This is a genomic window from Tenacibaculum litoreum (genome assembly GCF_964513915.1).
Classification (GTDB): domain Bacteria; phylum Bacteroidota; class Bacteroidia; order Flavobacteriales; family Flavobacteriaceae; genus Polaribacter; species Polaribacter litoreum.
In genome coordinates this window covers 393,154-418,340 of the sequence record NZ_CAZEQS010000002.1, presented here as the reverse complement: position 1 = coordinate 418,340, position 25,187 = coordinate 393,154, and the positions used below count along the sequence as shown (strand labels likewise).

The 25,187-nt window shown below is 31.2% G+C and carries 25 protein-coding genes and 2 tRNA genes; 13 read left to right on the top strand and 14 right to left on the bottom strand.

The window, feature by feature from the left end:
* Window positions 1-52 precede the first annotated feature (52 nt).
* From ACKTTR_RS03240 to ACKTTR_RS03225, 4 genes are all read left to right on the top strand, one after another.
* A complete protein-coding gene (locus tag ACKTTR_RS03240; protein WP_408026501.1) occupies window positions 53-391 on the top strand; it encodes a hypothetical protein in 339 nt (112 codons plus the stop codon).
* 203 nt (window positions 392-594) lie between these two features.
* Window positions 595-2,955: a TonB-dependent receptor gene (locus ACKTTR_RS03235; RefSeq protein ID WP_408026500.1), complete on the top strand. Its 2,361-nt coding sequence runs from the start codon at window positions 595-597 to the stop codon at window positions 2,953-2,955.
* Between the two features lie 19 nt (window positions 2,956-2,974).
* Window positions 2,975-3,799 carry a hypothetical protein gene (locus ACKTTR_RS03230; RefSeq protein ID WP_408026499.1) on the top strand — a complete coding sequence of 275 codons (825 nt, stop codon included), beginning with the start codon at window positions 2,975-2,977 and terminating at the stop codon, window positions 3,797-3,799.
* Between the two features lie 57 nt (window positions 3,800-3,856).
* Window positions 3,857-4,330 (top strand): DUF4625 domain-containing protein, encoded by a 474-nt coding sequence (locus tag ACKTTR_RS03225; RefSeq protein WP_408026498.1) that lies wholly within the window; start codon window positions 3,857-3,859, stop codon window positions 4,328-4,330.
* A 317-nt stretch (window positions 4,331-4,647) separates the two neighbouring features.
* Here ACKTTR_RS03225 and ACKTTR_RS03220 read toward each other — a convergent pair whose 3' ends face one another.
* On the bottom strand, window positions 4,648-4,770 hold the full coding sequence (locus ACKTTR_RS03220) for a hypothetical protein (RefSeq protein ID WP_408026497.1): 123 nt from the start codon (window positions 4,768-4,770) through the stop codon (window positions 4,648-4,650).
* Between the two features lies 1 nt (window position 4,771).
* Here ACKTTR_RS03220 and ACKTTR_RS03215 point away from each other — a divergent pair, with 1 nt between their 5' ends.
* Window positions 4,772-5,530 carry a hypothetical protein gene (locus tag ACKTTR_RS03215; protein ID WP_408026496.1) on the top strand — a complete coding sequence of 253 codons (759 nt, stop codon included), beginning with the start codon at window positions 4,772-4,774 and terminating at the stop codon, window positions 5,528-5,530.
* 32 nt (window positions 5,531-5,562) lie between these two features.
* Here the strand turns inward: ACKTTR_RS03215 and ACKTTR_RS03210 are convergent, their stop codons facing one another.
* A complete protein-coding gene (locus tag ACKTTR_RS03210) occupies window positions 5,563-6,789 on the bottom strand; it encodes a glycosyltransferase (RefSeq protein ID WP_408026495.1) in 1,227 nt (408 codons plus the stop codon).
* 6 nt (window positions 6,790-6,795) lie between these two features.
* Window positions 6,796-7,266, bottom strand: a complete 471-nt coding sequence (locus tag ACKTTR_RS03205) for a heme-binding domain-containing protein (RefSeq protein ID WP_408026494.1) — start codon at window positions 7,264-7,266, stop codon at window positions 6,796-6,798.
* A gap of 97 nt (window positions 7,267-7,363) precedes the next feature.
* Between ACKTTR_RS03205 and lpdA the strand changes: the two genes are divergently transcribed.
* From lpdA to ACKTTR_RS15755, 4 genes are all read left to right on the top strand, one after another.
* Window positions 7,364-8,764 carry a dihydrolipoyl dehydrogenase gene (gene lpdA / locus ACKTTR_RS03200; RefSeq protein ID WP_408026493.1) on the top strand — a complete coding sequence of 467 codons (1,401 nt, stop codon included), beginning with the start codon at window positions 7,364-7,366 and terminating at the stop codon, window positions 8,762-8,764.
* 87 nt (window positions 8,765-8,851) lie between these two features.
* Window positions 8,852-9,718 carry a helix-turn-helix transcriptional regulator gene (locus tag ACKTTR_RS03195; protein WP_408026492.1) on the top strand — a complete coding sequence of 289 codons (867 nt, stop codon included), beginning with the start codon at window positions 8,852-8,854 and terminating at the stop codon, window positions 9,716-9,718.
* Window positions 9,719-9,765: 47 nt separating this feature from the next.
* The gene (locus ACKTTR_RS03190; RefSeq protein ID WP_408026491.1) at window positions 9,766-10,488 is read left to right on the top strand and encodes a metallophosphoesterase family protein; all 723 of its coding nucleotides are present in this window, start codon (window positions 9,766-9,768) and stop codon (window positions 10,486-10,488) included.
* The gene (locus ACKTTR_RS15755) at window positions 10,475-10,693 is read left to right on the top strand and encodes a DUF7220 family protein (protein ID WP_456243488.1); all 219 of its coding nucleotides are present in this window, start codon (window positions 10,475-10,477) and stop codon (window positions 10,691-10,693) included. Before ACKTTR_RS03190 ends, ACKTTR_RS15755 begins: the two co-directional genes overlap by 14 nt.
* A 32-nt stretch (window positions 10,694-10,725) precedes the next feature.
* Here ACKTTR_RS15755 and ACKTTR_RS03185 read toward each other — a convergent pair whose 3' ends face one another.
* The 7 genes from ACKTTR_RS03185 to ACKTTR_RS03155 all read right to left on the bottom strand — a co-directional run bounded on the left by ACKTTR_RS03185 (window position 10,726) and on the right by ACKTTR_RS03155 (window position 18,339).
* The gene (locus tag ACKTTR_RS03185; protein WP_408026490.1) at window positions 10,726-12,843 is read right to left on the bottom strand and encodes a peptidylprolyl isomerase; all 2,118 of its coding nucleotides are present in this window, start codon (window positions 12,841-12,843) and stop codon (window positions 10,726-10,728) included.
* A gap of 105 nt (window positions 12,844-12,948) precedes the next feature.
* Entirely contained in the window at window positions 12,949-14,241 is a 1,293-nt protein-coding gene (locus ACKTTR_RS03180) for a hemolysin family protein (protein WP_408026489.1), read from the bottom strand.
* Window positions 14,242-14,439, bottom strand: a complete 198-nt coding sequence (locus ACKTTR_RS03175; RefSeq protein WP_330487512.1) for a hypothetical protein — start codon at window positions 14,437-14,439, stop codon at window positions 14,242-14,244. It lies immediately after the preceding gene.
* Window positions 14,439-15,011, bottom strand: a complete 573-nt coding sequence (gene lptC / locus ACKTTR_RS03170; protein ID WP_408026488.1) for an LPS export ABC transporter periplasmic protein LptC — start codon at window positions 15,009-15,011, stop codon at window positions 14,439-14,441. Before lptC ends, ACKTTR_RS03175 begins: the two co-directional genes overlap by 1 nt.
* Before the next feature lie 9 nt (window positions 15,012-15,020).
* Entirely contained in the window at window positions 15,021-16,331 is a 1,311-nt protein-coding gene (locus tag ACKTTR_RS03165; RefSeq protein WP_408026487.1) for a hypothetical protein, read from the bottom strand.
* A 15-nt stretch (window positions 16,332-16,346) separates the two neighbouring features.
* Window positions 16,347-17,615 (bottom strand): hypothetical protein, encoded by a 1,269-nt coding sequence (locus ACKTTR_RS03160; RefSeq protein ID WP_408026486.1) that lies wholly within the window; start codon window positions 17,613-17,615, stop codon window positions 16,347-16,349.
* On the bottom strand, window positions 17,608-18,339 hold the full coding sequence (locus ACKTTR_RS03155; protein WP_408026485.1) for a type III pantothenate kinase: 732 nt from the start codon (window positions 18,337-18,339) through the stop codon (window positions 17,608-17,610). Before ACKTTR_RS03155 ends, ACKTTR_RS03160 begins: the two co-directional genes overlap by 8 nt.
* A 109-nt stretch (window positions 18,340-18,448) precedes the next feature.
* Here ACKTTR_RS03155 and ACKTTR_RS03150 point away from each other — a divergent pair.
* Window positions 18,449-18,521: transfer RNA gene (locus ACKTTR_RS03150), tRNA-Phe, on the top strand.
* Window positions 18,522-18,585: 64 nt separating this feature from the next.
* A tRNA-Phe gene (locus ACKTTR_RS03145) sits at window positions 18,586-18,658 on the top strand.
* Between the two features lie 79 nt (window positions 18,659-18,737).
* On the opposite strand, the gene ACKTTR_RS03140 is transcribed toward ACKTTR_RS03145, so the two are convergent.
* Window positions 18,738-19,715 carry an endonuclease/exonuclease/phosphatase family protein gene (locus ACKTTR_RS03140; protein ID WP_408026484.1) on the bottom strand — a complete coding sequence of 326 codons (978 nt, stop codon included), beginning with the start codon at window positions 19,713-19,715 and terminating at the stop codon, window positions 18,738-18,740.
* A gap of 102 nt (window positions 19,716-19,817) precedes the next feature.
* Between ACKTTR_RS03140 and ACKTTR_RS03135 the strand changes: the two genes are divergently transcribed.
* On the top strand, window positions 19,818-20,255 hold the full coding sequence (locus ACKTTR_RS03135) for a Spy/CpxP family protein refolding chaperone (RefSeq protein ID WP_408026483.1): 438 nt from the start codon (window positions 19,818-19,820) through the stop codon (window positions 20,253-20,255).
* A gap of 81 nt (window positions 20,256-20,336) precedes the next feature.
* Here ACKTTR_RS03135 and ACKTTR_RS03130 read toward each other — a convergent pair whose 3' ends face one another.
* The 3 genes from ACKTTR_RS03130 to ACKTTR_RS03120 are packed head-to-tail and all read right to left on the bottom strand — an operon-like array spanning window position 20,337 to window position 23,795.
* On the bottom strand, window positions 20,337-20,852 hold the full coding sequence (locus ACKTTR_RS03130) for a gamma carbonic anhydrase family protein (protein ID WP_408026482.1): 516 nt from the start codon (window positions 20,850-20,852) through the stop codon (window positions 20,337-20,339).
* A 4-nt stretch (window positions 20,853-20,856) separates the two neighbouring features.
* Window positions 20,857-21,591, bottom strand: coding sequence for a LytR/AlgR family response regulator transcription factor (locus ACKTTR_RS03125; RefSeq protein WP_408026481.1), 735 nt, complete (start codon window positions 21,589-21,591; stop codon window positions 20,857-20,859).
* 2 nt (window positions 21,592-21,593) lie between these two features.
* Complete coding sequence (locus ACKTTR_RS03120; protein WP_408026480.1) at window positions 21,594-23,795, bottom strand: tetratricopeptide repeat-containing sensor histidine kinase; 2,202 nt, start codon at window positions 23,793-23,795, stop codon at window positions 21,594-21,596.
* A gap of 237 nt (window positions 23,796-24,032) precedes the next feature.
* Here ACKTTR_RS03120 and ACKTTR_RS03115 point away from each other — a divergent pair, with 237 nt between their 5' ends.
* A complete protein-coding gene (locus ACKTTR_RS03115) occupies window positions 24,033-25,163 on the top strand; it encodes a vWA domain-containing protein (RefSeq protein WP_408026479.1) in 1,131 nt (376 codons plus the stop codon).
* The last annotated feature ends 24 nt before the right edge of the window (window positions 25,164-25,187 follow it).

Genomic DNA, 25,187 nt, shown 5'->3' with positions numbered 1-25,187 from the left:
CATATAAAAAGTTCGCTAAGCACTTACTTTTGTTTCCCTACAGTTATAAAAAATGAGCTTGAATAAAAATAGCATATTTAGTAAAATCGCCTCTTTGTCTTTGGTGGTTCTTCTTATGCTTCCTATTCTTATAAAAGCTACCCATCATCATGAAAATGAAGCACACCATAATAACTGTAAAGAAAAATCTACTCACTTACACGAATCGGTAAACGACCATTGTGATATTTGTTATTTTTCTTTTGCTTCTTTTGATGTACCTACACAAAATTTCTCACAAGTTTTAGCTATTCTTCCTGGTAAGATAATAGTAGATAATTACAAGTCGATTATCTTATCTTCTTATCATTCTCTGAATAGAAAACTTAGAGGACCTCCAACTTACTCATAACATATTAATTTTAGAACATACTTAACTCTTTCTTGTATTAAGAATAGTTGTAAATGTAAATGTACATGCATGTGAACCTACTAGGTCTGTGTTGTGTTTACTATTTACTTTTTCTATTAGTTAACTGTCTGTTCTATATTATTTAATCAATAGTTGAGCACTTACTGTTCAACTGCTACAATTCGTTTTTAATTCTATTTACAATGACAAAACAAAGCTTAGGTGCTTTATTTTGTGTATTGTTTCATGCTATTCTTTTTAGTCAGAAAACTAATTCTGTTACTATTAAGGTAATTGATGCAACAACACAAAGTGAGTTACCCAATGCTCACGTGAGTATCGGTTCAAAGCACGCGTACACAAACACTAAAGGAAATAGTACTTTTTTCAAACTTTTAAACAAAGAGTATCTCTTAACTGTTACTCATGTTGGATATGTTACTTATCAAGAAAACATTTCTCCTACAAATTCAGTAATAGTTATCCCTCTCACACAAAACAACTCAGTATTGAATGAGGTGATAATTTCTCAAACCCCTAGAAAAACACTAACAAAATTCTCCAGTAATACACAAAGGATTGATGTTGGTTTTTTAGAGAAAAACAGAGACAATAGTTTAATGCAAACTCTTAAAGATATACCAGGAGTTAGCACAATAACTATTGGTTCTGGTCAATCCAAACCTACCATTAGAGGTTTAGGTTTTAATAGAGTTGTGGTGGTTGAAAACGGTATAAAACACGAAGCGCAACAATGGGGAGCCGACCATGGTTTAGAAATAGATCAATACAATATTGATAATATAGAAGTTACTAAAGGAGCTGCTTCTCTGCTCTATGGTTCAGATGCAATATCTGGTGTAATTAGCTTGAAAAACAACTTACTACCCGATGTAAATTCTTTTTCAGGAGAGTTAAACCTTACCAATAGAAGTAATAACGATTTTTATGGTGTTTCTTTAGGTATTAGACAACGTTATAATCATTGGTATTACAAAGCTAGAATAACTCATGAAGATTATGGCGACTATAAAGTTCCTACTAAAAAAATTACGTACGATAATTACATTTTTGACTTACATAAAAATTACTTACGTAACACAGCAGGATACAATCATAATGTTGGGGTTTATATAGGTTATGTTTCAGATAATATTAGTTCTATAACTTCATTTAGCAATGTAAATTCTAAAAATGGTTTTTTCGCTAATGCTCATGGTCTAGAAGTTAGAACCTCTAAAATAGATTACGATCGTAATCATAGAGATATTGATTTACCCCATCATAAAGTCAATCATTTTAAAATAACGAATAATACCAGTTTTCTATTCCCCAATTACACGTTAGATGTTGAGCTTGGGCTTCAAAATAATCATCGCGAAGAACATTCAGAACCTGTTCCGCATGGTTATATGCCCAAGCCGTCATCTACAATGGAACGTTTATTTAAAAAGAACACTTATAGTCTTAATGTAAAAAATCAATTACACAGTTTTGAAAAACATAAAATTACCACGGGTATAAACTTAGAATATCAAGATAATGCTATTGATGGTTGGGGATTTCTTATTCCTGAATACACACGCTTTACAGTTGGAGCTTTTGTATACGATCAAATTAAGCTCAACAACAATTTATATTTAGATGGTGGTGTACGCTACGATTATGGTATAGTAAAAACACAACCATATTACGAATGGTTTTTATCTCCAGTTACCGACGACAATGGAAATACTACTCAACAACAACTACAGCGTTCAGAAAAAAAGAATTTAACCTTTGGGAGCTTTAGTGCTTCTGCTGGATTGAGTTATGGGCTTAAAAACACGTCGTATAAAATAAATGTAGGTAAGAGTTTTAGAATTCCTTTAGCAAACGAATTGGCTTCTGACGGAGTAAACTATCACATGTATCGATATGAAGAAGGAAGTCTTGATTTAGAGCCTGAAAGTTCTTATCAAATAGATGGAGAGTTTAAAGCTAATTATAATAAAGCCTCTATTCAAATCACACCTTTTGTCAATTATTTTGATAATTATATCTATTTAAGTCCAACTTCAGAGTACTACGAAACGCTTCAAAAGTATCAATACAGTCAAAGTCGAGTTTTTAGATATGGTGGTGAAATTATGATCCAATATGAACCTATCAATAAATTTTCGATCACTGGTTCTTTAGAGTATGTAAAAGCAAAGCAGTTAAGCGGGAAAAAGAAAAATTTCACACTTCCTTTTTCTCCTCCATTAACAGGAGTTGTCTCGCTTGAATATACATTGAATCCTTGGTTAACTTTTGGCGATACTAAACTATTCTCAAGTGTACGATTGGTTTCGGATCAAAACAACATTGTACCTCCTGAAAAAACGACAAGAGGGTATTCATTAATAAATGTTGGCTTGCATACTAGTGTAGACCTTTTCTCTAAAAAACAACCTCTTAAAATTCAAGGGAGGTTAAATAACATTTTAAATAACAAAGTATTCGACCACACGAGTTTCTATAGGCTTATAGAAGTTCCTGAACCTGGAAGAAACTTTTCAATAACAATTATACAAACATTTTAATCATTTAATTTTTTTAATCATGAAAAACACATTTAAATCAGCAATCTTATTCTTTGTAAGTCTTTTAATTATTTCTTGTAGTGATGAAGATAACATACCAGAAACTTTTGATGAAAACATCAATACAGAACGCTTTAAAAGCATAGAGTTAGGTAATTCTGATTTTGTTTTACCACAATCAAACGTAGATGTTCATATTGAATTTGACTATGAAGGAACTAGTAGGATTTCTAAAATTTATTTTGATGTTGAAGCTTTTGATGTTCCAAAAGTCAATACAGGTGAGCTAATTTGGGAATTAAATAATCACTTAGTTCCTGTTGATCGTTATGAAGGTCAATTAAACCCTCACATACATTATCATGTATATTTTGATGAAGAGAACAAATACAATCCTTCTTTTACACCTGCTGAAGGAGTTTATAAGTTTAAAATTACAGTTGAACATGAAGACGGAACTAAAAGTGCCATCACTAAAAAGTTACATATCATTCAAAAATTTAAAGACTTAGAAATTGGTGATAACAACTCAATCGCTTTTGGAAAAGATGAGTTACACACAGAATTTGAATATGTTTCTGGTAATAATACTGTTACTGAAATTAAATATGAGTTTTGGTTCGAAGAATGGAGAGAAGGACAAAATGTTGAAGTTGGAAAGTGGGATAAAGTAATTTCTATTTTACCTAAAGAATTGTATGAAGGAGTTAAAAATCCACACATACATTATCACTACGATTTAATTCCTGGAGCTCCTGTAGGAAGCTACTGGTTAAACATCTACGCTAAAGAAAGCGGTGAAAGTGAAATGGTAAAATTGTCTATTCCAATCGAAATAAAGTAATCATACCCCAAAAGACTACTTGGTTTTTCAAGTAGTCTTTTGTAATAACAAACCATTATGAAATTATTAAAAATAACTAGTGCTTTTCTGCTACTAATCTTATTAAATGTAAGTTGTAGTAGTGAATCAGAAGAGCCTGATACTGAAAAACCAACTATTACCATAAATTACAACGAAGGTTTTCCCAAGTCGTGTACTGTATTAGAAAAAGGTAAGGAATACACAATACGCGTAAAAGTATCTGATAACATTGCATTGGCTACTTATGCTATCGATATCCATCATAACTTTGACCATCACACACACGATGATCAAGGTTCTAGTTGTGAATTATCTCCTATAAAAGATCCTGTTTCTCCTTTAATTTTTATGGAGAACTATACTATTGACAATAATCGCAAAGAATATGAAATAGTGCAAAACATTACAATTCCTACTGATATTGATTCTGGTGATTACCATTGTCAAATTTCTGTAATTGATGTTACTGGATGGCAAAGTAGAACTTCGGTAGATATTAAAATTGAATAAGTTCTATTTTTTATTCTTTTCCTCAATCCACTTGCTCATAAATTTTGTAGCCTGTAAGGTTTGATGTTGTAACAAACTTCCAAGAAAATTTTGTGTACGATGTACGTCAAGGTTTTCTTGGATTTTTTTTAACCTATTTACAAAAAAGATTACTAATTAAAAAAAGGAGTATAAACTTTACACCAGTTCAGTTTTGAGTTACTGGACACAAAATGAACCTCCTAAAAACAACTCTTACTTTAAAAGCTTTCGAGAGCACTCAGCTATATCTTGATATAACTAAACATAGACTTCTTTCTCTCATACTCTTTAAAAACTTACAAGGAATCCCATAAAACTCTACATTTTTTTGGTGATAAAACATCTAAAACAGATGACTGTTGAAGCATAATTAATTGATCTAATTTATTTACTTTAGCTTCTTTTTTAAAATAAATCATTATGAAAAAAATTATTTATGCCTTAATTGGTTTGTTTATTATTGGCTGTAGCAGCAGTGACTCTATTACCGAATACTATATTAATATTCAAATAGATAAAATACCACAGGAATATGCAAACCAGTATAACTTTGCTGATTTTAAAATAGCTATTTATTCTAGTAAAGAAGATTATTTCAATGAAACTAACCCAATACATGTTGGTAATTTTGATAGTTCAGGAAAATTCTCAATATCAAAAAACATCACCTCAAATAGTTATTATGTAGACATTTTCACTCCAGATTTTGTACTCAGTAATTGGCAACCTAGTGATTTAAATGTTGATTCTTCAAACATTATTGTATTCTTAGGGAATGATGTTGAAGATTTTTATGTACCTGTTGGTGTAAACGACCAAAGAGCTTTTGTTGGTGAATGGAATTTTATGAAGTATGATGGTCATTATAATCATGGTAGTCATGATAGAACTGAAAGAAGTAAGTTAATCATCAGTAAAGATTTTTCTATAACTTCATATGAAAAATATAATGGTATAGATTTTACAGTAACCTACCTATATGCAAATGGTATAAAACACATTTCAACTAATCCAGAACCCTATGAAAACAATTATCCTTATTGGGGAGTAGACAAGACTACAGGGAACGGCGGACTTCACAATTATGATAATATTATGTTATACTTTACCCCTAATACCAATAAAACAACTATAACATTTATTGATGTTGCTGATGAATGGGCTATGTATTATAAATAAAAAAAGAGCTTTCAAATTTGAAAGCTCTTTTTTTATTTATTTTTTTCCTCAATCCACTTGCTCATAAATTTTGTAGCCTGTAAGGTTTGATGTTGTAACAAACTTCCCAGAAAATTTTGTGTACGATGTACATCAAGGTTTTCTTGGATTTTTCTAACTCTCTTCATAAAAGGAATCTCTAACATTTCTTTATCATACAGTGAATTAATAATCTCTATACCTTTTTGTTGAGATTTTTTCCAAAGAATATCATAAGTATACAGCTCAATAGCTTTGTTAGCAAACTTCTCAAAATCATCCTCTATAAATCCATTCCAAGGTAAATCAGCATGCATTCCTTCTGCTCCTATCGAAGTGGTAACACTTGGGGTTCCACATTCCATTGCTTCAGTTAACTTCCCTTTAATTCCCGCTCCAAAACGAATTGGCGCTAACACTACTCTAGCATTTTTAACTACTTCTAGTGCATCTTCTGCAAAACCTTTAACTATAAACCCTTCTTTTGGTTTATGCAATTGCTTAATTTGTTGCGTAGCATAAGCTCCATAAATATGCAATTCTGCTTTGGGTAGTTGTTTCCTGATATGTTTCCATATTCTTTTTAATTGTAAAACGGCATCGACATTTGGAGCATGAAAAAAGTTTCCAACAAACACAAAATGTTCTCGTTCTTCAAAAGACTTCCAATTCTGAATAACTTCAGCATCTATTTTATCCAACAAAAAAGGCAAATGATATAACAAAGCTTCATCAATCTTAAAAACCTCTTTCAAAAGCTGGATTTCATAAGCTGAAATAATCAGACTCATATCACAACGTAAAATAGCAGCTATTTCTCTCTTTGCTTCATCTGACTTCAACAAAGCTTCTGTCGAAAATTGTTTTCCTTTTTTTAATTGTTGATGACGTGTTTTGCGTAAAAAGTGTAAATCTTCTGTATCCAAAACCCGTAAAGCTTTCGGATAATGTTCTGCAACACGCCAGCCGAATTGTTCTTCCATCATAAAACGATCGAACAATACAACATCAGGTTGCAGTTCTTTAACAAAATCATCAAAAGAGCTTGAATTCAATTCAATCGATTGCTCTTGAACTCCTAACTCTGATAAGTTTAAAGAATTTTCAGTTTTTTGAGCAGGAGTTGCAAAAGTGATGGTATAGTTTTGATTTTTAAAAACGTTGAGCAACTGTAACATTCGGTTACCAGCTCCGGTAGTTTTTTCAATCCAAACATACCCAATTATTAAAAGTTGTTGCATTAATTCTTAGTTCGCTAACTGTATTTTGTACTTACTTTGTACACTTTTAGCCCAGTTAATTACTTGCTCAACTTCTTCTTTAGTTAAACGAGCATCGGCATGTGTCCAAGTATATGAATCTAATGGCATTTTTCCTTTTTCTACTTCCTCCCAAACTTCTTCCATCTTATGTTCTTTTCTTTTTAGAGAATAGGTAGCCCATTCAGAAAAATTCAATTCTTCTTTTCCATGATTTATATGGTCAGCCAACCAATAGTTCACTGGCGTAATACTACTATACCAAGGATATCGGGTTGAATTACTATGACAATCAAAACATGCTTTTTTTAGTATTTTATGTACTTGATCATTTGGTTTAGTCTCTTTTATAAAAGGCTCAACTGTAGTTATTTTTCCTTCATTTTTTTCTGGCTGAAAAAGTTGTGCAATTACCAATAGTATTAGTAATAATCCTATAATTTTTTTGAGAATTTTCATACAACGAATTTAAGTTTTAAAGATATGAAAACTAATTTTATCGACAAATAATTGTACTTTTGTACCTCATTATTTATGAAAAAATAAAACACAACTCATGAAATACGATTTAATCGTTATTGGTTCTGGTCCAGGAGGGTACATTGCTGCTATCAGAGCCGCTCAATTAGGTTCTAAAGTTGCTATTATCGAAAAATACTCAACTTTAGGTGGAACTTGTTTAAATGTTGGATGTATTCCTTCAAAAGCTTTATTAGATTCTTCTCATCATTACTATGATGCAGTAAATCATTTCGAAGAGCATGGTATCTCTGTTGAGAAGCCTTCTTTTGACTTCGGAAAAATGGTAGCTCGTAAAGCAAATGTAGTAGAAACTACTACAGGAGGTATCAAATATTTAATGGATAAAAATAATATTGAAGTTTACGAAGGTTTAGGATCTTTTGAAGATGCTACTCACGTAAAAATCACTAAGAATGATGGTGCTGAAGAAGTAATCGAAGGTACTAACATTATTATAGCTACTGGTTCTAAACCATCTTCTTTACCTTTTATTACTATAGATAAAGAGCGTGTAATAACTTCTACTGAAGCTTTAAAACTTCCTGAAGTTCCTAAGCACTTATTAGTAATTGGTGGTGGTGTTATTGGTTTAGAATTAGGGTCAGTTTACAAGCGTTTAGGTGCTGAGGTAACTGTTATCGAATTTATGCCTGCAATTACTCCTACTATGGATAAAGATGTTTCTAAAGAGCTTACTAAAGTTTTAAAGAAGCAAGGTATGAAAATCAATACTAGTCACGGTGTGACTTCTGTTGAAAGAAATGGTGATGAAGTAGTGGTAAAAGCTACCAATAAAAAAGGTGAAGAGGTTACTTTCACTGGTGATTACTGTTTAGTTTCAGTGGGTCGTCGTCCGTATACTGAAGGATTAGCTTTAGAAAAAGCGGGTGTAAAAGTTACTGAAAGAGGAATGGTTGAAGTAAATGATCATTTACAAACTAACGTTTCTAACATTTATGCAATTGGTGATGTAGTTCGTGGAGCTATGTTAGCACATAAAGCAGAAGAAGAAGGTGTTGTGGTTGCTGAATATTTAGCAGGACAAAAACCTCATATTGACTATAACTTAATTCCTGGAATTGTTTATACATGGCCAGAAGTAGCAGCTGTTGGTAAAACTGAACAAGAATTAAAAGACGCTGGTGTTGATTATAAATCTGGAAAATTCTCTATGCGTGCATTAGGGCGTTCTCGTGCAAGTGGAGATTTAGACGGGTTTGTAAAAGTATTGGCTGATAAAAATACCGATGAAGTATTAGGAGTTCACATGGTAGGTGCTCGTGTAGCTGACTTAATTATGGAAGCTGCCGTAGCGATGGAATACAGAGCTTCTGCGGAAGATTTAGCTCGTATTTGTCATGGACATCCAACATACTCTGAAGCAGTAAAAGAAGCAGCGAAAGCAGCTTGGGATGGACAACCATTAAACGCTTAATAAAAAGCTTTAAAACATATTTTAAAAGGCAATCTCATTTGAGGTTGCTTTTTTAACTTTATATAATATCTTATTTCTATTTTAACTATGGTTGAATTTAAAAAAGTAACAAAGCTTCCAAATTTTTCACATCAGCTTGACAATAAAATATTATATTCTGAACATAATGAAGATATTGAAGTAAATTATAAATCTACCTATACATTAAAATATGTTATTGAAGGCTCTAAGTGCTATAATCTAAATAATAAAGACATTCATGTTTCTTCTGGACAATATTTAATCTTAAACGATAATAATATTAACACTAAAGCCTTTCAAGGCACTAAAGGGTTTTCTCTTTTCTTATCTCATCAATTAATATCAGAGATATACAACAATTTGTATTCTAATAGTAATTATTCTTTAGATTTTTTTGAGTTCCCACAATCAAGTTACAACAGTGAAGTTGGTAATCAGCTATATAAAACAATCTTTCTTTTTAACAATAATCCTTCTGTTTTTAAACTTCAAATGCACGATTTGTTTATTAAGCTTTCCGAAGTTGTAATTAAAGAACAAGTAGATTTAGAAAAGAGGTTTTCTGAATTAAAAATCATTAAATACAATACAAAAAAAGAAATTTTCAAACATGTTATTTCTACTAAAGAATTTATAAATGATAATTTTAATCTTAAAGTTACATTAGAAAAATTAAGTACAAGTATTGGTGTTAGTAAATATTATCTGCATAGATTATTCAGTGAGGTAACAGGAAATACTCCTTTAGAGTATTTGACTTTTGTCCGTTTAAAAAATGCGCAGCAACAATTAGAACATTCAAAAAAATCTGTTTTTGAAATTGCTATTGATTGTGGTTTTGACAATACTCCGTACTTTTCAAATATTTTTAAAAGTTATTTTGGAATTTCCCCTACTACTTATAGGAGAAACAAAATCAGCAAGATTTTATAAATCTTACTTTACAAGCTTAGTTATTTTTGTTATAAAGAGAATAACTTATGTTAAAAAGAATAGCTCATATTACTGACTCACATTTAGATGAGAAACTACCTAAAGAAAATAAAATTTCTACAAGAAATAGATTAAGTAATGTTCTACAGGATATTTTAAAACAAGGTATTAAAGAAATTGTATGTACTGGGGATATCGGTGAAAATAATAGCTTAGATTTCTTCTTTACTCAATGTAATGGTTTTAATCTATCTGTCACACTAGGCAACCATGACTCTTTAAGAAAAGTTCAAAAATATTTAAATTATGAAAAGACAAAAGAGCCCAACAAACTATATTATAGCCGACAAGAATTACATCGAAAATACATTTACTTAGATTCTTCATCGGGTCAAATTGATAACAGTCAATTTGCTTGGTTAAAAAGAGAACTTGTTAGTTCTACACCTATTATTATTTTTATACATCATCCAATACTTGGTCTGCCCTTAAAAGTAGATGAGATTGGTTGTTTAAGAAATAGAGAAGATGTTTTATCATTACTTTCCATACAACCCTACATGATTACTATTTTTTGTGGTCATTATCATATGGATAGTTTCATTTCTTATAAAAATATTGAACAATATATCACACCAGCAGTATCATTTCAAATTAAAAGCTCCAGCTGCTCTATAAAAATTGATAGTGAAACTTATGGCTATAGGATAATACATATTGAGAACAACAAGGTTACATCTAAAACGCAGCTATTTTATGAGTCAAACTAAAAAACAATCTTTAATAGAAAGTATCATTAATGTATCAATTGGCTTTTTTATAACTATACTTTCTTTAAACATTATCTTCCCTATTCTTGGAATAGAAAGTAATTCTAAGAAAAACATTGTTTTAACCTTTTATTTTACACTACTAAGTATTATAAGAAACTATATAATTAGAAGGTTTTTTAACAAAAAAAACCGAACTAATTAGAGCTCGGTTTTATATTTGTATGACGTTATTTTTTATTGAATTCCGTAGAAAGAACTCATGTTATCTTCAATATCAGACGCTTTTTTAACCGCCTCATACATTTGGAAAGTTTTGTTCTGTCTTTCGTTAGCAATACGCTTTCTGTACGTGTCGTAATTAGGTAATGCTGTTGGTAATTCTCTCTTTTCAATAACAAAAGCGAATACACCTTTATCTCCTACAACATTTTTAACTACTTCATTCTCTTTTGCGTTGATCATTGCTCCTACTACTTTTGGTTCGAAACCTACACCTGAAATAGTTGGTGATTGTAAGTTTACATCGGTAGCAACTCTTACTGTTTGACTTACAGACTTAGCGATTTCATCTAATGTTGAACCACTAATTTTATCTTCAATCATTTTTGCTTTGCGCTCGTTTGTTAAGATAGGACGTACACTTGCAGTTGCTTTATCAACTGGCATTAATCCTTTTTCCGTTTTAGTAGTTAATACAGCTACTACATATCCACCTTCAACATCAAAACGTTTGAAGTCTCCTTCGTTTACTTCTTTATCAAATGCCCAAGTAATAATTTGTCTTTCATTACCTACACCTGGTACGTTTTCGTCTAATGACTTTAATCCTACTGCTGGTAAAGAACTTAAGTTCTTTTCTTTTACAGCTTCCTCAAAAGCTTTTCCATTTGCTAATTCTAATGCAAATGTTTCAGCATTTTGGAAAACCGTATTTTCTGTTTCTTCTGAAGCTTCAATCTTACGTCCAAAAGTAGCTAGTTTAACTACTGGTTGGAAGTTCTTTTGTCCATCAATTTTAATTACGTGGAATCCGAACTGAGATTTTACAACTCCCATATCACCTTCTTTTCCTTCAAAAACAAAGTCTCTGAATGATGGTACCATTCTGTTATAAGCAAACCAATCATAGAATCCTCCTTTTTCAGCAGAACCTCGATCTGATGACATTTCTTTTGCTAAATCTGCAAACTTAGATTTATCTGCTTTTACAACAGCTAATAAACTGTCTGCTGTTTTCTTAGCTTCTTCTTCTGTTTGAACAACTGTTGCATCAGCACTAGCAGAACCTACAAAAGGAATTAAAATATGACTTGCTTGTGCAGAATCTGGTAATTGTTTTACCTCAGTAATTTTAGATAACTTAAAGAATCCTGCATCTTTGTATGGTCCAAAAACATCTCCTTCTTTACCGTTGAAAACTTCTTCAGCAATTACTTGAGGAACTTGAACTTTAAACTTATAGTTATTATCTAATCTTAAATCAGAATCGTTTTCTTCTAAGAACTCGTTATAATTTGTAGTGTTTTTTAATCCTTTAACAGGTGTATTGTTTACTACTGAATCATCAATTAATTTAGCTACATTAGCTTTGATAGCTTCTTCATCAGCTTCAGTAGGCTCTATATTAAACTTTACAAAGTTAATATCTCTTGAAGCTTCAACCTGAAAAGCATCTTGATGTTGGTTTATATAGTTTTGAACGTCGCTTTTCTTTAAAATTACTAAACTATCTGCGATTGTTGTATATGGTACATATACATACTTACCAGATACTTTTGTATTTTCAGTTAAGTATTTAGATTCTCCTTCTTTTAAAGAAGCCCCTAAACCAGCTGCTACTAAGTTATCGTATGTTGTTTTCTCTATATTGCTTTTTATAGAAGCCATATATTTTTGCCATGCACCCCATTCTTGTCCGTTCTCTTCTTTAATAGTAGCTAAATGCTCTTTTAACTTGTTTTTATCGAAAATTCCTGAGGTTTGGAATCTAGCATCATTTTGAATTACTGGAGTTTCATATAAGGCGTTTAAGATATCTGCATCTCCAACAGTAATTCCAGCTTCTTCTAATTGCTTTTTGTATATTTTTTGACGGATTAAATTATTCCATACTGCTTTTGCAGCTTGCATCTCAGACATGTTATTTCCTGTTTGTGCTTTATAAGCTTCTAAAGCTTCAGCAAACTCTTGACGAGAAATGGCTTCACCATTAACTTCACCTATTTCGTTTACTTTACTTGCGCTAAAAAAGTCTGATATTGTAGAAGGGTCTAATACAAAAGCAAAAAGTGCTAAACCAATTACAAGAATTAAGAACATTGAACGTTCTCTAATTTTCGATAAAATTGCCATACGTAATTTATTTTATTAACAGTGTGCGAAAATACAATTTCACATTAAATAATGCAATGTTTTTTTACGCTGTTTTTGAGGGAGTTCTAGGTAAAAGAAGGAAAATTAATCTTCTTTACGAATTACTTTAAAATAAATTTCATCAATCTTGGTTGCGCTTACTTTTAAGATTTTAATTTGGAAGTTTTCTATATGTAAGACTTCATCTTGCAGTGGTATTGTTTCAGTGTGGTTTAAAATAAAGCCTCCTATGGTTTCATAGGCTTCCTCTTTCGGAATTGCTAAACCGTATTCTTCATTTAGATAATCCACCTCTAAACGAGCTGAAAAATTAAATTCGTACTCACTAATTCGTTCTTCTAATAATTGCTGCGTATCGTGTTCATCTTCTATTTCTCCAAATAACTCCTCCACAACATCTTCAACCGTGATAATACCTGAAGTTCCACCATACTCATCAACTACTACTGCAATACTTTTACGCTTTTTTATTAAATTATTAAGCACATCGTTAATAATCATAGACTCTGGGACAAACTCTACAGGTAACAAAATCGACTTAATAGTCCGTGGTTTTTTAAAAAGTTCAAAGGCATTTACATAACCTAAAATATCATCTAATGAATTTTTATAAACCAAGATTTTTGACAATCCTGTTGTGATAAACATTTTTTTAAGATTGGTCACAGTTTCGTGCAAATCAACCGCTACAATTTCAGTTCTAGGCACCATAATTTCACGAGATTTCACCTTATGAAACTCTAATGCATTTTGAAACATTTGAATTTCAGAATCTACCTGTTCTTCATCATTTCCTGCGTCTAATTGTTCTGAAATATAGTGTCCAAGTTCTTCTTTACTAAACTCCGTTTGAATTTCATCTTCTTTTGTTCGGAAAAAAACATGCAAGAAAAAATCTGAAATTTTAGTAATTACCCATGTAACTCCATAAAAAATCACATAAAAAACATAAGCAGGTATAGCAAAGAACTTTAGCATTTCATTCGCATAAATTCTAAAGATGGCTTTTGGTAAAAATTCTGCTGTTACCAAGATAATTACTGTTGAAATAAGTGTTTGCGTTAGTAAACTTATATCTGACAATACATAGTTTACAACCGTATAATCAGAAGGCAAAAAAGATTGGAACCATCTCATTAACAATTCCCCCATAAAGTAACTATAAATTACTAAAGCTACGTTATTACCTACTAACATAGTAGTAATAAACTTTGAGGATTTTTCTGTTAACTTGGTTAGTATTTTAGAAAGTATTCCTTCTCCCTTTTTCTCTAACTCTATATGAAGTTTATTTGCCGAAATAAAGGCTATTTCCATACCAGAGAAAAAGGCTGAAAATAAAATAGAAGTAAGAATAATTAAGAGTTCGGGTTGCATTTAACGTTCCTTGTTTCTTTTTTCTACTTTTCTCCTAAAATGTCGTTTAAAGAAGAAAATTAATATGATAAAGATAGCAAATCCAAACATAATAAACGCTTCTTGTCTATCAGAATTCCATTTCAAAATTCCTTCAACAAAAAAGATTACCCCTATAATCAAGTATCCGTATTGTAAATATTTCCAAAGTGCGTTCATTATATATCTTTTTGTGTTGTTTCTATATCTCCTGTAATATCTTTAGCTATCCATTTGGTTAAGTCTTCGCTCGACTCAAACCCAAAGCCGTTAATTTCAGATTCAGGAGTTGTAAATCTAAAACCATCTTCTGTGAAAAAGTAATGTTCTTTTTGATCCCAGAACAACTGATTGGTTTCTAATTTTGTTTGATTGGTATGATTCGTAATAACCACATTTCCTCTAATTTCAGATATTTTTGTCTTATTATAAGTTAGTGCATAGTTACCTGAAATTGTTGTTGAGTCTATTCCGTTTTTATCTATAGTTACAATTTCGATTCCTTTAGGAAACTCACTATATGGATGATCTTTTCTGTTTGAATAGTCATAAAAAACTGGTGCTTTTGTTTTTGAACTTATTCTTCCAGAATCTTTATGAACATGATAGATATTTACTGCCGAACCTACTGGTAAGTTTTTATCTGCCAAAAAATCTCGCACCTCTTTCTTTGAATTGGTACAAGAAAAAAACATTGCCACCAAACAAATGGTAGCAATGCTATTGTATATATGTTTTGCTCTTTTAAGCATTAACTTCTATTAAGGTACACGAACAGTTTCTCCAATCCAACATCCTACTCTATAACTTGCTCCTGAAGACATTCCTTTTTGGAAAATTAACTTTTTAGATGGTACATTCTTTTTGTAACTAGAAATATATCTTCCAGCTCCACATCCTGGATCAACTTTATTAGCTTTTAAAGCCTTATTTAAAGCTGCTACATATACCATTCTTTTCTCAAATTCATCACTACCACAAGAGTTTGCACTTCTTTGGTATAAACTTGCAATGAATAAGTATGCTTTACCCATGTTAGGATTATATTTTAAAGCTTCATAAGCTAAAGCTCTTGCTCTACTTCCTCCTGCACTTTGAGCTTCTCTTAACTTGTACTTAGCCTTTTTAAACGGATCTGTTTCTAAGTCAAATGCTTTTTTTCTCATTTCAGCAGCCCCGCTGTTATCTCCGTTCTTAGCTAAAACTCCTGCTAAGAAGTTATAAGCATCTGCAGACTGTGTTACTTTAGCATACTCATTTGCTAACTTCTCAAATAAAGGATCTGTTTGACACTCTTTATTATACATTCTTGACACTGCTCTTTTTAACCAAACACCATCTGTTTTGTTTTCTTCGAAATCTCTAGAGTATATAGGTATTAATCTTTCACATGTTGCTATCTTAGAGATTTTTGCATCTAAACCACCTTCAACTTGACCTAAAGATGTTGAGTTAATTGTATAAGCTCTTAAGTTTCTTTTCTCTCTAGAAGTAATTGTTCCTACAGAATCTTTCTCTTGTAATTTTGCAATCTTCTTACTGTAGTCTTCTAACTTTTCATCTACAGATTCCATTACATCATCATAGGTATCGAATACTTTTTGTGGATCTGTATCTTGATACTTATCTGCTATCATTTGGAAATATCTGAAGATATTTTTAACTCCCATGTCTTTTGGAGAAATGTTGTAAGCCTTCTTTAAGATTTCAAAAACTTCATCATCTGACGCCAATTTATTTTCAATTAAGAACTCAGCATAATCACTGTGAGCTTTTGCAGCTCCTTTGTCTGGAAAATTAGATAATCTTGTTTCATATACTTTCTTTGCTAAAACAGGATCTTTTAAACTTTCAGCAACTTTAGCTCCATACTTGTAAATGTTAATAGATAATGTAGCGCAGTTATCTAACAAGTATTCTAAATTAGGTTTTGCTTGAGTATATTTCTTAGTTGTAGCATCTCCTTTAAAAAGGTTATACTTGATATGACATTCTTGGCTTGCTTGCGCTTTCGCTCCATTTACGGCTACAAACAAAAATAATCCTGTTAGTAAATACGTAATTTTTTTCATCGTTCTCAGTTTTTGTTAATCTATTTTATTCTTATGGAACCACTTAAGACTATTCAAAGATAAACTTAATCTTACGTTAAAGTAGTTTTCTTTTATTAAGTTATTGTTAGTCGTTCCTCTTTGCCCGTACTCAAATCCAACATTTACGTTTGATAATTGTCTCGGTAATGGCAATCCTAATCCAACATTTATGCCAAAGTCTTTTACAGCAGTAAAATTATTGGTCGACTTCACTAATAATCCCGTGTCCTCAAAACGCAAACCTGCTCTATAGGTCACTCTATCCCAATAACTTGAAATCGAATTAATTTTTGGAATATAGTATCCTCCTATAGCAAACTTACTTGAATCATCATATTTATGTGATGCTCCATTAGCTATAAAAACACTATTACTTCCTAAAGCACTTTGGAATTCTTGGTTAATTCCTATATACCATTTATTTTCCTTCCCTAAACCAAAACCATAAGTACTTTTTAAAGGTACATTTATATTTCCATCTAAGGTTCTATTAAATAATTCTTCTCTAGGAATTTCTTGTCCAGATCCGCTAAATGATAATGAGTACATTTTCTCAGACCCTTTTGCAGATAAATCCGTAGACATTGTAAATGAGGCTCCTGTAGATAATTGTAATTTATTTTTCAGTTCTGTTTTATATTGTAACCCTAGCTTAAATTGTCCTCCTCTAACATTGAAAGACTCTTCGTGTTTAGTTGCCAATGCAACATTGGCTCTTTGGTTTAAAATATTATTCTCTATGTTTCCAAAAATAAACCCTGCTTCAGCCCCAATAGATAATCCTTTATAGGCGTACATACCAAAACTTGCATATATTTTGTTAGCACCTCCTTCTCCTGTAAATAACGTAATATCATCAGCATTAACATCATCTAACAAAGAATATCCTACAGATGAAAAAGGTTGTAATCCAACAGATAACCCTGCTTTTTTACCAATAGGGAAACCTAATGATATGTATCTTAAATTTGTTGAGTTTCCTGTTTGAGAAGCGTTTTGCTCTTTAACAGTTAAAAAAGTTAAGCTTCCTCCTATGGCATAAGTTGCAGCTCTTAAATCAGCATTTGACGCTGGGTTTGTAAAATTTAGGTGATGATAATCTTTCATTGCAACACCAATACCTCCCATAGAAGCTTGCTCTACTGTTACTGCCTCAAAATTTTCACCAATACCAAAATAAGAATATGGTGAAGCACTGTTTCTTTGTGCTAAAATTGCTGACGTAGTTAGTACAAAAACTCCTAATATAAATCTCTTAATCATTCGCTAAATTGTGTATCAAAATAGTATGTAACCCCTCCAAAACAAAATTTGGATGGGCAAATATGACACTTTTTAATTGTTTAGACAAAAAATATGTATCCCCTCCTGTTAAAACTACTGTTAAATCTGGATATTTTTTTTGATATTGTGCTATAATTCCGTCTATTTCATTACAAACTCCATTGATAACTCCTGAATGGATTGAACTTTCAGTATCTGTACCAATAAAGTTTTCTAATTCATTTGCTTTTAGTAACGGTAATTTAGAAGTAAAAGTATGTAATGCCTTATACCTCATAGCTATTCCTGGTGAAATGGCACCTCCTAGATAGTTTCCTTCATCAGTTATAAATTCATATGTTATACAAGTACCAGCATCCAATATCAATACATTTTGATTTGGATATTTTTTTATTGCTGCTGATGCTAGTGCTATTCTATCTACTCCTAATGTTTTTGGCGTTTTATATAAGTTTTCAAATGGAACTTTTGTGTTTGAATCTAAAAAAACTGGATTCAAGAGTTCAGCTATTTTTTTCGTTTCCTCATCTGTAAAATTAGCTACAGATGACACAATACTATGCGAAATTGAAAAATTTGAAATTATTTTTTTCAGTTCTGGAATTATATTTATTTTTTCAAAAGTAAAGACTTCTTTAATAGTATCTGTTTCAAAAACAGCTACTTTAACTCTTGTATTGCCTACATCAATAATTAGGTACATATTTCATTTCTTAAAGCTTGTAAATTTACGTTACATTTTTTTAAAGTTTTTACTTTGTATAATTAAAAAACGATTGTATATTTGCATCCGCTTAACGAAAGTAGCAACTGGTGCCTTAGCTCAGTTGGTAGAGCAAAGGACTGAAAATCCTTGTGTCCCTGGTTCGATTCCTGGAGGCACCACAATAAAACTCGTAGCGCTTGTTGCGAGTTTTATTTTAAAGATGTTACTTTTTAAGCTATGACTGGTGCCTTAGCTCAGTTGGTAGAGCAAAGGACTGAAAATCCTTGTGTCCCTGGTTCGATTCCTGGAGGCACCACGATAAAAACCCGAACAAATTTGTTCGGGTTTTTTAGTTTTTAAAATGAAAAACTCGGTAGTTTACCGAGCTTCACTATCTATTTTAACCTAAATTTCATTTCAATAGGTAAATGATCTGATGCTTGCTCAAATTCTTTTAACACAGTTCCATCTATATATTCTATAGAGTCTTCAGTATAAAAAATATAATCAATACGCTCAACCGGATTTTTTGTATCAAATGTATTTTCAGGGTTTTCAATAAAGAAAGCTGCATTACCCACTCCTTCCATTGCAAACATTTTTTGAATAATAGCTTCACTATCTCTTGCTTTTGAATTAAAATCTCCTAATAAAATTGTAGGGTACTTATTTTTATACTTATTAAAAAGATTCATCACATACTCAAACTGTCTTACTCTAGTTGTTTTATCAAATGCTTCTAAATGTAAGTTTATTACCACCACCTCTTTTCCGTCTAAAGTAATTTTTACCACTTGTACCAATCTATCTAAATACAAAGCATCTCTATAAAAAGGGTTATCAGCTACTCGTTCTAAAACTATACGCTCATAATCTTTTAGCTCATATTTGCTTAAAATCGATTGCCCCGAAACTATTTTACCAAAGTGCATACTTGGTGGCCAATATGGAAAAGGCACGTAATGTTCATCCCAATTTACACCTCTAGCCACATAATTATAACCTAGTTCTGCTAATTTTTCTTCTTGGTTTACTTCATAGGATCTTGCCGCATTGTAATCAACTTCTTGAAGTGCTATAATATCTGGGTTCACTTTTTTTACTTCTGTAAGTACCTTTTTTAAATTTGAATCAAATAATTCTTTAGGCTTTGCTATTGCTAGGTTATTTGTCATTCCACTTAAATAACCAATATTATATGTTACTATACTATATATTGAATCATTATCAGTTGCACTCGCATACTCATGTGTAATAATTTTAGCATATTCTGCTTCATCCATTGTTGGAGATGATGCCCAGAAAAAAAACACTGCAAATAATCCTACTAATACTAGCAAAAACCTTAAAACAATTCTGAAAATTGACTTCATAAAAAATAAAAAAAGTGTTAAAAACAATTTCAAATTTAAACTTTTTTAATCTGGAACGGTCTTAGAAGCATAAATAATTAATGAACCTTAAAATTTAATAACATGAAGAAATTACTAACACTCTTGATTTTAGCAGTTAGTTTCACTGTTACTACTCAAGCACAGAAACGAGATAAGACTAAACATGAAGAGTTAAGTACTGAACAAAAAACAGAGTTAGCTGTAAAAAAAATGACATTACAGCTCGATTTAACTGAAGCGCAGCAAAATCAAATAAGACCCTTAATAGCAGAACAAGTTGCAGAGAGACAAAAAATGTGGGCAAAAAGAAAAGCAATGAAAGAAAGCGGTAAAAAAGCCACTGCGGATGAACGCTATGCTATGAAAAGCCATATGCTAGACAAGAAAATTGCTCATAAATCTGAAATGAAACGTATTTTAAACAAACAACAATACGAGCGTTATGAAAAAATGAATGCTAGAAAAATGAAGAGACATAAAAAGAAAGCTACTCATAAAAAGCATCAAGAGGAAAAGTAAGTCTAACCTCTTAGTAGATTAGTTTTTGATTGAAAAAAAGCTCGGTTTTGGAAACAAAACCGGGCTTTTTTACTTTTTCACTTACTCTTTAAACCAACTTGAATATTTTACGTAATTGTTCGCAATCCTGTCAATTTCTCCAGAAATGAGTTCTTTAGAAATATCTTTTACTTTTTTTGCTGGTACTCCTGCGTAAATACTTCCGCTTTCAATATGTGTATTTTTAGTTACAACAGCACCTGCTGCAATTATAGAGTTTGACTCTACAATACAATCGTCCATTATAATACTTCCCATACCTACCAACACATTATCATGAATAGTACATCCATGTACTAGTGCATTATGACCAATAGAGACATTATTTCCTATGGTAGTTGGTGATTTTTGATATGTTGCATGTATAACTGCGCCGTCTTGCACATTTACTTTGTCTCCCATTTTTATGTAATGTACATCTCCACGAATTACTGCATTGAACCATACACTGCATTCTTTTCCCATTACTACATCTCCTACAATAGTTGCATTTTCAGCAATGTAACAATCCTTTGGAATTTGTGGGTGTTTCCCTCTTACTGGTTTTATAATTGGCATAATTTTATTTAAAATATGATAATAAATTTGCTTTTTTAGATGCTGAGACCATAATTTCTTTCCCATTTGACAGCACAACACTTCCTCCTTTTCCTTTTTTATACTTTGTTATTTCATTAACGTTGACTAAAAACGATTTATGAACCCTAACAAAAGAACTGTCTTTTAAAGCTTCTTCAAAATATTTTAGTGTTTTACTGACTAATTTTTTAGAATTCTCAAAATAGATTTCGGTATAATTATCATCTGCTTTACAAAACAAAATTTCATTCACCAGTACTACTTCAAATCCATCCTGTTGTGGAATAGTAATCTTTCCATTTACTTGATGCGTTGTTTTTGGAGTTAACACAGCTGTTTCTAACTCATTTTCTTTTTCCTTAATTTCAGTTACAATGCTTACTGCTTTAATCAACTCATCTATCGAAATAGGTTTTAACAAATAATAAGTTGCTTGATTGTTTAATGCCTCAATAGCGTAATGATCATAAGCAGTTACAAAAACCGTTTCAAAAGTTTGGTTTTCTACTTTTTCTAACAAATCAAAAGCATTTCCAAAAGGCATTTCTACATCTAAAAACACCAAATCTAATTCGAGTTTTTCAATTAGCCTTTGTGCTTCTTCAATATTACTTGCTTCTCCTAACAACTCAACATTAGGACAATATTTAGCTATATAATTTCGTAGAATATCTCTACTAATTTGCTCGTCTTCAACTATAATTGCTTTTATTTTCATCGCTAATTTTTATCTTTTTTTAGTATCAATTCTACTTTAGTTCCACTTCCGTCTTCAAAAGCATCTGAAACCACCACTGATATTTTGTCTTGATACATATCATTTAAAATAGCAATTCTATTTTTTATTGTACTCATTCCTTTTGATTTCTGTTTGAGTTGGTTCTTCGTCTTCATTTCTATTGATTTCTCTCTTCCAATTCCATCGTCTTCAATTAAAATTGTAATAGAATCATTGTTTTTGGGAAGCATTGAAATTTGAAGTTTTCCTTTTTCTTTTTTGTATCGAAGTCCATGCCAAATAGCATTTTCTATATACGGCTGTAATAACATAGGTGGAATCGAGTATTCATCTAAAGGTATACTTTTATCTACATTGATGTTATAATCAAACTTGTCTTTAAATCGGTTATGCTCTAACTTCACATACAACTCTAACAACTCAATTTCTTTCGTTAGCGGAATGAAATCTTCATCTGAGTTTTCTAACACCGAACGCATCAATACTGAGAACTCTGATAAATATCGATTCGCACTTCGCTCGTCATTTACTGCAATAAAACTATTCACTGAGTTCAATGCATTGAAAATAAAGTGTGGATTCATTTGCGAACGCATCGATTTCAATGCTAATAAATTATTCGCTAACTTTTGTTGTTTATTCGTTCTGAACATAAAATACACCAACAAAACCATTAATAAAAAACCTCCTATTAATGAATAAATAATCCATTTTTGACGTTTATTACTTTCTTGAACCAATTGCTGATCTTTATATGCTAAATTTATTTTACTATCTGCTAATTCTTTGTCTTTTTCTAAACTCGCTATTCTGTTTTGATTATCTGAAATTCGCTTACTAAAACGTTTTACTTGCTGAATTTCCTGTTCTTTTCGTGAATACAGAGTATCTACCAATTCAACATAATCTTGATACGTTTTTAGGGCTTCCGTATAATCTCCAACTGTAGCATATACTTCCGACAAACGCTTAGTAGCATCTTTTTGAATGATTAAGTCTTTGTTTTTATCAGCATCTGCAATACTCTTTTTTAAATATGGAATTGCTTCTTCATATTCAGATTTTTGCATGTAGGCATTCCCTATTTTATAGTTGATTTTCTGCGAGGTAATTGAATCGACCAAAGATTCGTTATTTTCTGCCTCAACAACTATATCATCTGCTTCTTTTAGGCTTTCTTTTCGCAACTGAATTTCTTCATCATATCGCTGAGACCTATTATAAAAATCGGCTACTTTTTGTTGTTCTTTTAACGAACGTTTTTTGTTTTCTTCGGATGCTAATTTTAACGAGTTTTTAAAATAACCATCTGCTTTTTGAGTGTTCCCTTGTGCTGCAAAAACTTCTGCTAACTTAGAGTTTAAGTCTGTTATTTTAGGAGTGATTAGGTTCTTTTTCGCAATTTCCAGTGCTTTTTCATAATTAGCTTTTGCTTGATTGTAATTCTTCTGTACTAAATGCACGTCTCCTAATCCTTGGTAAGCAGTTAAACGCAAATAATTATTAAGTACTCCGCTTTGTAAGCTTTGTAAATAATTTTGTTCACTTTTGTTATAATCTTCTGATAAAAATGCTGCTTTTGCCAGTTTCAAACGAACTCTAGGTGAATTTACTTCTTGTAAAGAGATTTGATAATTCTCAATAGCTAAATCATATTGTTTCCAATAAAAATATACATCTGCTAATTCTTTGAATACATTAGCTCTCTGACTTTTACTCGGATTCGTCAACAATGTCTTTTCAACAAAAGACAAACTTTTATCAATATCTTTCTTTTTATAAAACTCAACTGAATCTAAGTATTGTGAGTATAAACCTATTTGTTTTCTTGTACTATAAGAACTTAGTTTTGATTTTCTTTTGGGTGTAAATCCTTCTACTTCTACTTTTATATCTTCATCATCTTTAATCGTATAAAAAACACGATTAAAATTAGGGTGTGATACTTCTAATTGACTTCCTGCTGTAGCTTTTACGGTATAACTTCCTGTTATTTCAGAAAATAGATAAGTTCGTCCGTTTACTTCTACTATTGCATCTTTAATAGGCTGACGCGTTTCTCTACTTACTACTTGAACTTTTACTAAAAATTCTTTCGATAGTTCTTTATCTACTTGGGAATAAACTGATGAAAACTTCAGTAAAAGTATAGGGAGTAATAATATGTAAAAAAGCTTTTTCATTCTTTATATCTTACTGTAAACATACATACAAAAACCCACACAAAAAAACGCCTACCCTACTAAAACACTATAAAAAATAGTCAAAAAGTGGAGCTTACTCATTTAATTAATCATTTACCTAAACGAAATAACCTGTTCACTCATTCTTCATTTTTTAAGAAGAAAGTTGAATGTAGTTTTGAGTAGAAATTAACACCAATCAAACTTTTACCCAATTAATAACTAAAAACAAAAATTATGAAAACGCACGCATTAAAAGTATTTTTATTTTGCTTAGTACTACTAACGGCAACTACGTTTGCTAATGAAAATCAACCTACAAGAAAAGTAAAAAAACAAACCGTCAAAGTTGCTTTATTACTGGATACAAGTAATAGTATGGACGGACTTATCAATCAGGCAAAAGCACAATTATGGGAGATTGTAAATGAGTTATCATATGCTAAATGCAGTGGTATTACTCCTAACTTAGAAATTGCTTTGTACGAATACGGAAACTCTAACTTATCTCCTAGAGAAGGATATATTCGACAAGTTTTACAATTTACTAGTGATTTAGATGAGATTTCTGAACATCTTTTTTCTTTAAGTACAAATGGTGGAAGTGAATATTGTGGGCAAGTAATACAAACGTCTTTAAACGAATTAGATTGGGGAGCTAATAAACGTGATTTAAAAATGATTTTTATCGCCGGAAACGAACCTTTTACACAAGGAAAAATTAATTATAGAGATGCCATTACCAATGCCAAAGAAAAAGATATTACTATAAATACTATTTTTTGCGGTGATTATAATCAGGGAATTACTGGAAGATGGCAAGACGGGGCTATTTACGGAGGTGGTGATTATATGACTATCAATCAAAACAAGCATATTGTACATATTGTAACTCCTTATGACAACGATATTATTATTTTAAATAAACGTTTAAACGACACCTATATTTACTATGGTTCTTATGGATATTCTAAATACAGTAACCAAGCAAAGCAAGATATGAATGCTGAGAGTTTAGATGAAGCTGTAGTAGTGAAACGTGCCGTAACTAAAAGTTCTAAACTATATAAAAATGCTGAATGGGATTTGGTGGATGCTTCAGAAGAAAAAGAAATTGATTATAGCTCTTTAAAAAAGAAACAACTTCCTAAACAGTTACAAAACAAATCCGCTAAAGAGATTAAGATGTATGTGGAGAAAAAACGTAAAGAACGTGCTGAAATTCAGCAAAAAATTCAAGAATTAAATAAAAAAAGAAAGACTTATGTAGCAAAAAAACAACGTGAAAGTTCTAAGAAGAATGAATTAGAAAGTGTTATGATTAAAGCTATCAAAAAACAAGCAAAAAAGAAAAATTACTCTTGGTAGTTTTGATTGGGGTTTGGTTAGTTG